This is a genomic window from Streptomyces sp. NPDC101191, from assembly GCF_044767915.1.
GTDB lineage: Bacteria > Actinomycetota > Actinomycetes > Streptomycetales > Streptomycetaceae > Streptomyces.
On the sequence record NZ_JBIWOU010000002.1, the window covers coordinates 296,488 to 307,794 of the forward strand.

Genomic DNA, 11,307 nt, shown 5'->3' on the forward strand with positions numbered 1-11,307 from the left:
TGAGACCACGCTCCTGAGGCCCGTCCCCACGGCCCACCACGAAGGGAACATCCACGCATGTCGCGCCATGTGCTGACCGTGAGCGCCGAGGCGCAGAGCGACCGCCCGCCCGCGGGCGGCTCCTTCCGCACGATCGGGGCGGCCCTGGAGGCCGCGCGCAGCGGTGCGGTGATCACGGTGCGCCCGGGACGGTACGAGGAGAACCTGGTCATCACCAAGATGGTGACGATCGCCGCCGAGGACCCGCACGGGACCGTGCGGATCGTGCCGCCCCGGGGGACGGTGGTGCAGGTGGTGGCCGAGGCCGTCCAGCTGACGGGTCTGGTGCTCCAGGGCCAGGACGACGAACTGCCCGCCGTGGACGTGCCGCGCGGGCAGGCGGCGCTCCAGGACTGCGAGGTGGTGGGCAACGCCTGGACGGCCGTGCTCACCCGGCAGCAGGGTTCGCTGGCGATGCGGGGCTGCCGGGTGACCAACCCCGGTGGTGCGGGAATCGTGGAGACGTCCACCGGGACCAGCGTGATCGACGGCTGTGTCGTGGAGCACCTGGGCACCTCGGCGGTGGTCATCGGCGAGCGGGCCAACCCGACCTTCCGCAACTGCGTGCTGCGCGACGCCCGGGGCAACGGGGTGTGCGCCAACGGCGAGGGCCGGGGGCTGATCGAGGACTGCGAGATCTCGGCCACCGACAAGCCCGCCATCGCCCTGGAGCAGAACAGTGCCACCCGGGTGGTGCGGACCTCGGCGCGGGACTGCCTGTTGGGCGTGTACATCAGCTCCAAGGAGCGGGTGGTGCTGGAGGAGTGCTCGGTGTCCGCCACGAAGGTGCACGGCATCGCGCTCGCCGAGGGCACCGACCCGGTGCTGAGCCGCTGCCGGGTCTCCCGGACGAAGGGCAACGGCATCCATGTGACGGGGCGTTCGCGCGGTTCCTTCGAGGAGTGCGAGGTCACCTCTGCCGAGGGCACCGGCATCTGGGTGGAGGAGTCCTCGGGTCCCTCGTTCAACGGGTGCTCGGTGCGGGACGCGCGGGAGGCCGGGGTCCAGCTGACCGGGGACAGCGCCCCGGATTTCGACCGTCTGGAGGTGCGCGGCGGCGGGGCTGCAGCGGTGCGTGTGCTGGAGGGAGCGAACCCCATGCTGCGGCGGCTGAACCTGTCGGACGTGGCCGGGGCCGGGGTGGAGGTGACCCGGGGTGGCCGGGGCCGTCTCGAAGGTTCGGAGATCTCCGCCACCGGGCAGACCGGGGTGCGGATCGCCGACGGGGGCGACGTGTACGTCGGCACCACCACGATCCGGGACACCGGCGCGGCCGGTGTGTCGGTCGGCCGGGGCGGGGTGGCCACACTGCGGGACTGCGAGGTCGCGGGCTCGCCGCAGGAGGGCGTGCTCGTCGAGGACGGCGGGGAGCTGACCGCGGCCCGCACCCGGGCGCGGTCCTGCCGGCGGTACGGCTTCCGGGTCGCGGAGGGCGGGCGGGCCACGCTCAACCGGTGCGAGGCCTCGGACAACACCGGCGACGGCATCCGTGTCGACTCCACGGAGGCGGTACGGGTGCACGACTGCGCGGTCTCCGGGAACGGGGGCTCGGGGCTGCGTCAGCTCAAGCCGTCGGCGCGGCTCGCCGTGGAGAACCTGACCAGCACGGGGAACGGACTGCCGGACTCGTACGGGGAGGCGACCGCGGCGACCGGCGGGCCGGGCGCGACGGGTGACGTACCGCGCGGGGAAGACGGCCGCGAGGGTACGCCGGGTGGTTCCGGCGGGGGCCCGGAGGCGACGGCGCCCGCCGCGTCGCGCAAGCCGGACGGGCCGCTGGAGGCGCTGAACGCGCTGGTCGGCCTGGACGGGGTGAAGGAGCAGGTCGCCACCCTGGTCAACCTCAACAAGCTGGCCAGGCGCCGGGAGCTGGCGGGGATGCCCGCGCTGCCGATGAGCCGCCACCTGATCTTCGCGGGGCCGCCGGGCACCGGCAAGACGACGGTCGCCCGGCTCTACGGCTCGATCCTCGCCGAGCTGGACGTGCTGCCGTCGGGACATCTCGTGGAGGTGGCGCGGGCGGACCTGGTGGCGTCGATCATCGGCGGGACGGCGATCAAGACGACGGAGGTGTTCCAGCAGGCGCTGGGTGGCGTGCTGTTCATCGACGAGGCGTACACGCTGTCGCAGGGGACCGGCGGCAGTGGGCCGGACTTCGGCCGGGAGGCCATCGACACGCTGGTGAAGCTGATGGAGGACCACCGCGACGAGGTCGTGGTCATCGTCGCCGGGTACTCGGAGGAGATGCGGGGCTTCCTCGACTCCAACCCGGGCCTGGCGTCCCGGTTCAGCCGCACGGTGGAGTTCGAGAACTACGCCGACGACGAGCTGACCACGATCGTTGCGATGTCCGCCGCCTCGCACGGCTACCAGCTCGCCGACGGCACCCGCGAGGCGCTGGGACTCCACTTCGGGACCATGGCGAAGGGCGCCGACTTCGGCAACGGCCGCGCCGCGCGCAAGGTCTTCGAGGAGATGGTGGACCGGCAGGCGTCCCGGCTGGCCGCGCTGCCCGAGATCGGCAACACCGACCTGGCGCTGCTGACGCCGGAGGACGTGGGGGTGACGGCCGCCGCGGCGGCGTCGGGCGAACCGGTGGAGCGCAGGACGGAACTCCTCGACGAGCTGCGGGCGATGATCGGCCTGCCCGCCGCCAAGGAGCAGGTCGAGGACCTGGTCAATCTGATCAAGCAGGTCAACCGGCGCAAGGAGGCCGGGCTCCCGACGGCCACGATCAGCCACCACGTGGTGTTCTCCGGCCCGCCCGGCACCGGCAAGACCACCGTGGCCCGCCTGTACGGGCAGTTGCTCGCCGAACTCGGCGTGCTGCCGGGCGGCCAGCTGGTGGAGACGGCACGGGCCGACCTGGTGGGCCGCTTCGTCGGGCACACCGCGCAGTTGACGAAGGACGCCTTCGACCGGGCGCGCGGTGGTGTGCTGTTCATCGACGAGGCGTACACGCTGACGCCGCGCGGCGGCACCGGCAACGACTTCGGGCAGGAGGCGGTGGACACCCTCATGAAGCTGATGGAGGACCACCGCGACGAGGTCGTGGTGATCGTCGCCGGGTACGCCGACGAGATGCAGGGCTTCCTCGACTCCAACCCGGGTCTGGCCTCTCGCTTCTCCCGCTCCGTCGTCTTCGAGCACTACACCGACGAGGAACTGGTCCGGATCGTCGGTGCCTTGTCCGACAAGACCGGCTACGTGTGCCCGCCCGAGACCCTGTCGGCGCTCGGCGAGCTGTTCGCGGCGGTGCCGCGCGACCGGAACTTCGGCAACGGACGCTTCGCCCGTCAGGTCCTGGAGACGATGATCACCCGGCAGGCCGGCCGACTCAGCAGACTCGACGTCGACGACGTGGCCGAGCTGAGCCTGCTGCTGCCGCAGGACGTGCCCTGGGACCGGGTGCCGGACGGTGTCGCGTGAGCCGGGGTGCCCGGGGCGGGACGGCTCCCCTCGCGGCGGCCCTGCTGTGCGCGTCCCTGACCCTGCTGCCGGTCGCGAGCGCGGCGGCCGTGCCCGGCCCCACCGGCGGGACGGGCACGGCAACGAACGGGGGCGGAGCGGAGGCCGGGACCTGGACCGCGTACCAGGCCGGGGCCGGGACCGCCGAAGGGGCTACGGCAGCGGTAAGGGCTGTGGCTACGGCCGGGGCAGGGACCGGGGCGGCGGCCGGGACAGGGACCAGGGCTACGGCCGGGGTAGGGACCGGGGCTACGGCCGGGATAGGGACCGGGGCGACGGATACGGATCCCGCCTCGCTGCCCGCCGTGACGCAGCGGCTCTCCGACGACACCTGCCGCAAGGCCTCGGACCGGAAGGTCACCGGACTGCCGTGGCCCCAGGCCCTGCTGCGCCCGGAGGCGGTCTGGCCGCAGTCCGAGGGTGCCGGGGTGACCGTGGCCGTGGTGGGTTCGGGGGTGGACGACACCGCCGGGCTGCTCGGCGACCGGCTGAAGCGGACGCCGCGCCCGTTCGAGGCCGGCCCGGCCGCGGACTGCGCCGGTCACGGCACCTTCACGGCCGGTCTGATCGCGGCGGCCCGGACCCCGGGGGCGGGCTTCGCCGGGATCGCGCCCCAGGCGCGGATCCTCGACGTCCCGGTCACCGACCGGCGGGGGAACACCACCCCCGAGCTCCTCGCCCAAGGCATCCGGGCGGCGGTCGACGGCGGCGCCCGGGTGATCGCCGTGGTGGCGGTGACGGCTTCGGACAGTCCGGCGCTGAGGAGCGCCGTGCGGTACGCGGTCGCCGGGGGCGCGGTCGTGATCGCCCCGGCCGCACCGGACGGAGCGAAGGACGTGGCGTACCCGGCGGCCCACCCGCAGGTGGTGTCGGTGGCCGCGACCGGTCCCGGCGGGCGTCCGTCCGGGCCGGCCCCAGCGGGTCGGGTGGACCTGACGGCGCCGGGAGAGGCGCTGACGGGCCCCGGGCCCGGCGGCCGGGGCAGTTTCACGGCCTCCGGGCCGAGTTACGCGACCGCGCTGGTGGCGGGGACGGCGGCTCTCGTCCTGGGCAGCCGACCGGAACTGAGCGCCCAGGCCCTGGTCCACCGGCTGCGTTCCACCACGTCGGGACCGGGCGAGCCGGTGCCGGACCGGATGCGGGGGTACGGCTCCGTCGACCCGATCGCCGCCGTCACCGCTGTGCTCCCCGAGGAGCGGCGCGGCGCGGCGGCTCCGCGGGGGCGGGCGGCGGCGCCCGGGGTGGCGATGCCGCCCGCGCCGGGGCCGTCCGCCTCCGGGGCCGCCTGGTGGGTGGCGGCCGGTTCCCTGGCGGTGGTGGCGGTCGCGGCGGGGGCCTCCGCCGTGGTGCCGCGAGGCCGCAGACGGCAGTGGCGACCGGGCAGCTACCTCGCTCCGGAAGCGACGGGGAACAGCGACACGGACCCGGTCTGAAGCGTGCCGCGGGAGGTGCTGTCCGGGCAGCTCGGGGCCTGGGCCGGCCTGCGGCGGTCGCCGACACGCGCCGCACGCGTCGTGCTGCCCACTGCCCGGCGGCGGTCAGCCGTCCCCGTCCCGACGCCTCACCGCGTGCCGTGCACCGCTTCGTCAGCAGCACCTCGTTAGCGGCGCGTTATCGCACCAGCCGCGAGGCGCGCCCGGGCATTAGCAACGCATTAGTCAAGGCTGCCAGGGTCGTTCCGACCAGTCCGACGCGCCCGGAGCCGTCGGCCGATCGATGCCGCCGTCCGCCGCCCCAGAGTCGCCGACGCGCGGCGGGGGAGGAACAACCGAGGTGGGAACGCACGAGAACGGCGCGGCCGGCACGGTCCGCGAGGGGACGGGACCGAGGATCGGCGCGGAGGTGCGGCCCCGGCCTACCATGGACCGCGACACCCTGGCGGAGCTCCACCGGCTGCACGCCTCCCCCCTGCTGCGCGCCCTGCTCCGCCTGACCAGCGGGGACCGGGGCAAGGCCGAGGACATGCTTCAGGAAACGTTCCTGCGCGCGTGGCAGAACCCCCAGGCGCTGACACGGGGCCCGGAGCACGGCCGCCCCTGGCTCTTCACCGTCGCCCGCCGGATCGCCATCGACCACTTCCGGGCCCAGGCCGCCCGGGTGAAGGAGCTGGGCGACGAGACCCCGGAGGACCGCGCGGCGCCGGATGACCCGTACGAGGAGGTCGTCACCGCCCACGCCGTCGGGGACGCGCTCGCCGAACTGCCGCGCCACCAGCGGGAGGTGCTGGTGGAACTGCACCTCAACGACCGGTCGACCGCGGACGCGGCCGCGGTGCTCGGGATACCGCCGGGCACCGTCAAGTCCCGCAACTTCTACGCGGTCCGGGCCCTGCGCCCGGTACTGGAGCGGCACGGCGTCGCCCCGGCGTGACCGCCCCTTCCGCGCCGTCTGAACCGGCCACGCCTGCCGGGCCGTTCTTCCGGGCGACCGACGAGAGGGGGCCCAGGTGGTCACCGTCGTAGCCAGGAACGACATGGACGCGCCCGAGCACTGGACGGCCGCGCCCGACTACAGCCCCGAGCACTGGCGCGCGAGGCGCAGTGAAGCCCCTCCGGAGACGCCTGCCCAGACACGCGGGGAGACACCGGCGGAATCCCCGGTCGGGGCGCCGCCCGAGCCGGTCGCCGAAGCCGTAGGCACGGAGCCCGAGCCGGTCGCCGAAGCCCTAGGCACGGAGCCCGAGCCGGCCGCCGAAGCCGTAGCCACGGACCCCGCGGCGGTGGAGCCCTCACCCGCCCCGACACCGACTTCGGCTTCGGCTCCGGCTCCGGCTCCGGTTGAACGCGTATCCGCGGAGCCCGTAGCCGCCGGTCTCGTGCCCGAGGGGACCGCCCCCGTGCGTCCCGCACCGGCGACGGTGGTTGCGGAGCCGGCCCGCGAGCACCCGCAGCAGACGGAGGCGAAGAACGAAGCGGGTACAGAGGCGACGGGGACCGAGGCGCGAACGGAGGCCGGGAGCGAGCCTGGGACCGAGACCCGGACAGAGCTAGGGACCGCGGTCGAAGCGGAGGCCGGGACCGAGACCGGGACGGAGCTAGGGACCGCGGTCGAAGCGGAGGCCAGGGCCGGGGTCGAAGCGGAGGCCGCGGAATCGCTCCCGCCGCTCCCCTTGGCCCCGACCGGCCCGGCGGAGCACGTGGCGGGGGCGCGGCCGGCACGGCGCACTCCCCGTCCGCTCTTCCGGATCGGGCGGCGCGGGGTGCCGGGCGGTGTCCCCGACGCCCTCCGGATCCCGCTGCTGCGCAGCCACCGGATCGCCGTGATCGGCCTGGACGGCGGGGCCGGGAAGACGACCGTCGCCCTGGCTCTCGGCGCGGTGCTGGCGCGGGAGCGGGCGGACCGGGTCGTCGCCGTGGACGCGGGTCCCGACTCGGGCGCCCTGGGCCGCCGGGTGCGGCGGCAGTCCGGCGCCACCGTGCGCGACCTGGTGGTCGCGCTCCCCCGGCTGCGCACCTACATGGACATCCGGGCCTTCACCTCGCAGACCCCCGACGGCCTGGAGGTGGTGGCGCACGACCCGGATCCGACGGCCCCGCCGACGTTCGGCGAGCGGGACTACCGGCAGGTCGTCGACCTGCTCAGCGGCCAGTACCCGATCGTCCTCACCGACACCGGGACCGGCATGCCGCACGACACGCTGCGCGCGGTGCTGGAGCTGGCGGACCAGTTGGTCGTCGCGGCCACGCCGGGCGTGGCGGGCATGAGCGGCGCCGGTCTCCTCTTCGACCGGCTGACCGCCCTCGGCCACGAGGAGAAGGCGCGCCAGGCGGTGACGGTCCTGTCCGGCGTGCGGTCGTCCTCCGGGCGACCGGTCCGGTCGGACGAGGCCGTGGCCCACGTTCGGCAGCGCAGCCGGGCAGTGGTGACCGTCCCGTACGACCCCCACCTGGCCCGGGGCGGCGAGGTCGACCCGGCGTGGATGCGGGGCCGGACCAGGGCCGCGTACTACGAACTGGCGGCACTCGTCGCCCAGAACTTCCCCCGTGGCTGACGCCGCCCTCCCCATTCGCCCGTCCCCGAGAACACTGGAGAGCACCCATGGCCTGGTACGAAGGCCCCTGCCGGATCACCGTCATCGGCCTCGACGCCGACTGGCCGCAGCGCGCGGTCGTCACCGTCTCCGGTGGGCGCGGGGCGCGGATCGAGATCCCCGGTGAGGTGGGAACGGTCCGGCACGTGGACGCGCCGAGCTGGCACCTGGAGGTGGAGCACCTGCACGAGGGCCGGTGGCGGCCCAACATCCGTGCGATCAGGAGCCGCTGGGAGACGGTGGGCGGCGTGCGCACGCAGACGATCACCAGCAAGGACGTGGACTGGCCGGGGGGCAACCGGCACGAGCGCAATCTGGTGCTGCGCCTGGAGCGGGTCGGTGAGGAGGCCGAGCGCCCGCGCGAGCCGGTCCGGGAGGCGCCGGCCCGGGCGGTCACCCAGTCGACGGCGGACACCCCCGCCCGCCGCGCGGCCGCCGGCCCCGCCTCCGTCCCTGCTCGGTCCTCCTCCGACGGCTCCGCCTTCGGCGCACCGTCCACGGCCTCCGGGGGCGCGACGTCGACGAGCAGCACCAGCCCCTGGTAGAGCCGGCCGGTACCACCAGCCCCCGGGTGGGGCCGGTCGGAACGTGATCCCCGTCCACAGGAGCCGAGCCCGTTCCCCCGGGAACCGGCAGGACACGAACCGTCGCCGTTCACTACTGTCACAGGCGAAAGGGCGGGGACATGGCACTGGCGAAAAAGGGATCGCGTCTCATCACCGTGGACGGCACCACCTACCGATGGCGTCTGCGCGGACGTCCGACCTACACCCAGGGACTCGTTCACTCGCCTCTCACCTACGCGGTCGAGCGCGCGAACGATCCGGGCACCACACTGGTGGTCACCACCGACCGACCTCATCCGAGCAACTGGTTGGGGACCCCGAGCGCCCCCGTCCTGCCCTCGCAGGTTGCCGACACCATCCGCACGGCTCTTATCGAGGGCTGGACGCCCGAGAGCCCCGGCTCGCCCTTCCATCCGCACCGGTCCGGCCTCGGTGCGGCTGCCACGGAGTGAGGCCGGCAGGCACCGGCAGCGCCCCGGAGCGCCTGCCAAGGCCGGCTGACCCGCGCACGCTCCGGGGCCGCCGCCTGCCGGCTCCCGTCCCGGCGACGGGCCGTCCACCCGGCATGCGCGCTCCAGCAGGGAGCGCGAGCCATGGCACGCACGCCGGACCCGAGCAGCCCCGGCGCGACGACCGAGGTCGGAGCCGCACTCCCCCGGCCACGCACCGGTGACGCCCGCCGGCGCGAAGCCCCCACGCGGCGGCTGCGGCCCCGCACGCACTGGGTAGAGTGAGCGGGCTCCGGAGCGTCGGAGCTGTCATGCGTAAGGGGTGGGGAATGGCGAAGCACCGGCTGTCCAGAAAGGGCCGCTACATGGCCCTGGCGACGACGGGTGTCGCCGTCGTGGCCGGCGCCGGGGTCGCGGCGCAGACTTCGATGGCGGCCTCGGCCTGGCCGGTCCAGAAGACCTACACGGGCCGGGCGTTCGACGCCTGCACGGCGCCCTCGCTCTCCGCGATGAAGGCGTGGAAGAAGGACGGTTATTACGGCGGCGTCGCGGTCTACGTCGGCGGCAAGAACCGCGGCTGCGCCCAGCCCAACCTCACCAAGGCGTGGGTGAAGTCGGTCGACACCCTCGGCTGGCGCGTCATCCCCCTCTACGTCGGCGCCCAGCCGCCGTGCCAGAAGAGCGGGAACAAGGAGAGGTTCACCGCGGCCACCGCGGCCTCGGTCGGGGCGAGCAATGCCAACGACGCGGTCGCCAAGGCCTCGGCACTCGGCATGAAGGCCGGAAGCCCGATCTACCTCAACATGGAGCCGTACGACACGGCCGACAAGTCGTGCAACGACGCGACCCTGAACTACGTGCGTTCCTTCACGAAGACGCTGCGCGCCAAGACCTACCGCGCCGGCCTCTACGGCTTCAGCAGCTCCAGCGCCAAGGCGATCGCCACCGCCAAGAACCGCACGGACCTGCCGGGCAACCTCTGGTACGCCCTGTGGGACAACCAGGAGACCACGACCAAGGACTGGCCCTGGGACCCGAAGCTGTACACCGACCACAGCCGGGGCCACCAGTACAAGGCCAACAGCAAGGAGACCCGGGGCGGTTACACCATCACGGTCGACCGCAACGCGTGGGACGCGCCCGTCGCCATCGTCGGCTGATCGGCTGGGGCTGGGCGGCTGGGCGATTCGCCGGGTGGCGAGTCAGGTCCTTCCGTCCGTCCAGCCCGGCTGCTCCCTTCCGGCACCTTCGCGGCCCGGACGGCGCGGTCGTGGAGTCACGGTGGGCCAAGGCACTGGATGGCTCGAGTCGGAACTCACACGAGGGTTCCGGCTCAAGCCCTCACGCCGCCGCAGGAACACCGGCCCCGGTGGCCTTGGCAGGGAGCGGCCGCCAGCGGACCGGGACATCGCGCATGACGAGGACCGAGTCAAGTCGTGCGCTGCCCGGCGGGAAACGCTCGGGGTCGTCGAAGTAGCTGGACCGGGCGGCTGTGATCCGGCCGGGCTGGATACGCCAGGCATCGGTCTGGAGCTCCATGCCGTCCATGGAGCAGCCGGAGCGGGTCGCGGACCACCCCTTGCTTCCCGCGCGGAAGAAGGCGGAGGCTTCGGCGAGGTCGGCGAAGAGCTCGCTGCCCTCCAGGCGCTCGGTGACCTCGGCGGTGACGTCGACCTCGGTGGACCCGTCGCGGGTCGCGTAGGCGATGTGAAGCGTCCCGGGGGTCTCCCGCACCTCGAAGTCGGCGTGACCGTGTTCTCCGGGGAAGACCCGGCCGCCGGCCCAGCGGTTGACGAGCGAGCCGGTGTCGCGGCGCGGGATGTAGACGCCGGTCTCGACTCCGTCCGGCCCGTCCCACTCCACGGCTATGCGGTGCGCGGCGTTCTCGCTGCGCAGCCCGACGGCGGCGGGGGCCCAGGCGGGTCGCACCGAACCGAGCCGCAGGAGACAGATCCCGGCGGCGGCGTGCCCCCGCACGATCTGCGGGCGCAGCGACGCGGGGAGCAGGGGCGCGACGACTTCGGGGGCGACCCGGTAGTTGACGAGAAGGCGCCGTTCGATCACGGACGCGAGGCGTGGGGGTCTCATGCGTTGCTCTCCTCGTCGCGGGCGCCGCGAGCGGCGTCGGTCCGCCACTTCGTATGACGGAGCACGATCTGTTCGGGACACACCGCACTCAGGAAGCGCCCCACGCTGGTCGCCAACCGGTCCTCGACAAGCGAGTACAGGATCCGGTTGCCGTCCCGCCGCTCGGCGACGAGCCCCGCACTCTTCAGCACGCCCAGGTGGCGGGAGATGGACGGAGCACTGATGGAGAAGCGGCTCGCGATCTCCCCGGCGGCAAGCTCGCCGCCACGGAGGTCTTCCAGGATCTGCCGCCGGGTGGGATCGGCAAGTGCGCGGAACACCCCGGCGTCGTCTGCTGACTCGGTCATGCACGATATTTAGCACATTAGCTAAACAGCTAACAATCCCAGGCTCCTTGAGCCCAGGGTCGGCGACGATCCGCGATCCGCGATCCGTACGACGTTGCCGCGCCCGGGGCTGAGCGGACTTCACCTTCGGGAGCTTGCTCGCACGGTGGACGCCCGCCGGCGCGCCTTCGGGGCAAGGTCGCGGCGAGCGCGGGTGGTTCCGGCGGGCGGTGGTGGTCAGCGGGCCCAGGGCGGTTCGCGGGTGCAGCCGGCGCCGGGACCGAGGCGACTCCGTCGGGGTACATCGACACGCCAGGCGGGCGGGCAGGCAAGCGGGCAGG

General features: G+C 73.9%; 9 protein-coding genes. 7 read left to right on the forward strand and 2 right to left on the reverse strand.

Annotated features, from left to right (window positions below):
• Nucleotides 1-57 precede the first annotated feature (57 nt).
• From ACIRQF_RS08435 to ACIRQF_RS08465, 7 genes are all read left to right on the forward strand, one after another.
• Nucleotides 58-3,468 carry a right-handed parallel beta-helix repeat-containing protein gene (locus tag ACIRQF_RS08435; RefSeq protein WP_404090023.1) on the forward strand — a complete coding sequence of 1,137 codons (3,411 nt, stop codon included), beginning with the start codon at nucleotides 58-60 and terminating at the stop codon, nucleotides 3,466-3,468.
• 344 nt (nucleotides 3,469-3,812) lie between these two features.
• On the forward strand, nucleotides 3,813-4,940 hold the full coding sequence (locus ACIRQF_RS08440; RefSeq protein WP_404090025.1) for a S8 family serine peptidase: 1,128 nt from the start codon (nucleotides 3,813-3,815) through the stop codon (nucleotides 4,938-4,940).
• 340 nt (nucleotides 4,941-5,280) lie between these two features.
• Nucleotides 5,281-5,877: a sigma-70 family RNA polymerase sigma factor gene (locus ACIRQF_RS08445; RefSeq protein ID WP_382485450.1), complete on the forward strand. Its 597-nt coding sequence runs from the start codon at nucleotides 5,281-5,283 to the stop codon at nucleotides 5,875-5,877.
• Nucleotides 5,878-6,643: 766 nt separating this feature from the next.
• Nucleotides 6,644-7,498 (forward strand): MinD/ParA family protein, encoded by an 855-nt coding sequence (locus ACIRQF_RS08450; protein ID WP_404090027.1) that lies wholly within the window; start codon nucleotides 6,644-6,646, stop codon nucleotides 7,496-7,498.
• Nucleotides 7,499-7,545: 47 nt separating this feature from the next.
• Nucleotides 7,546-8,082 carry a hypothetical protein gene (locus ACIRQF_RS08455; RefSeq protein WP_404090029.1) on the forward strand — a complete coding sequence of 179 codons (537 nt, stop codon included), beginning with the start codon at nucleotides 7,546-7,548 and terminating at the stop codon, nucleotides 8,080-8,082.
• 140 nt (nucleotides 8,083-8,222) lie between these two features.
• Nucleotides 8,223-8,555, forward strand: coding sequence for a hypothetical protein (locus ACIRQF_RS08460; RefSeq protein WP_404090031.1), 333 nt, complete (start codon nucleotides 8,223-8,225; stop codon nucleotides 8,553-8,555).
• Between the two features lie 326 nt (nucleotides 8,556-8,881).
• The gene (locus tag ACIRQF_RS08465) at nucleotides 8,882-9,712 is read left to right on the forward strand and encodes a glycoside hydrolase domain-containing protein (RefSeq protein ID WP_404090033.1); all 831 of its coding nucleotides are present in this window, start codon (nucleotides 8,882-8,884) and stop codon (nucleotides 9,710-9,712) included.
• A 181-nt stretch (nucleotides 9,713-9,893) separates the two neighbouring features.
• On the opposite strand, the gene ACIRQF_RS08470 is transcribed toward ACIRQF_RS08465, so the two are convergent.
• On the reverse strand, nucleotides 9,894-10,640 hold the full coding sequence (locus ACIRQF_RS08470) for a DUF2071 domain-containing protein (protein ID WP_404090035.1): 747 nt from the start codon (nucleotides 10,638-10,640) through the stop codon (nucleotides 9,894-9,896).
• Entirely contained in the window at nucleotides 10,637-10,987 is a 351-nt protein-coding gene (locus tag ACIRQF_RS08475; RefSeq protein ID WP_382485434.1) for a metalloregulator ArsR/SmtB family transcription factor, read from the reverse strand. Before ACIRQF_RS08475 ends, ACIRQF_RS08470 begins: the two co-directional genes overlap by 4 nt.
• Between the last annotated feature and the right edge of the window lie 320 nt (nucleotides 10,988-11,307).

Bases quoted from the DNA above. Each gene is read 5' to 3' on its own strand.
- ACIRQF_RS08465 (WP_404090033.1), top strand. From the start codon at position 8,882: ATGGCGAAGCACCGGCTGTCCAGAAAGGGCCGCTACATGGCCCTGGCG.
- ACIRQF_RS08475 (WP_382485434.1), bottom strand. From the start codon at position 10,987: ATGACCGAGTCAGCAGACGACGCCGGGGTGTTCCGCGCACTTGCCGAT.
- ACIRQF_RS08470 (WP_404090035.1), bottom strand. From the start codon at position 10,640: ATGAGACCCCCACGCCTCGCGTCCGTGATCGAACGGCGCCTTCTCGTC.
- ACIRQF_RS08435 (WP_404090023.1), top strand. From the start codon at position 58: ATGTCGCGCCATGTGCTGACCGTGAGCGCCGAGGCGCAGAGCGACCGC.
- ACIRQF_RS08460 (WP_404090031.1), top strand. From the start codon at position 8,223: ATGGCACTGGCGAAAAAGGGATCGCGTCTCATCACCGTGGACGGCACC.
- ACIRQF_RS08455 (WP_404090029.1), top strand. From the start codon at position 7,546: ATGGCCTGGTACGAAGGCCCCTGCCGGATCACCGTCATCGGCCTCGAC.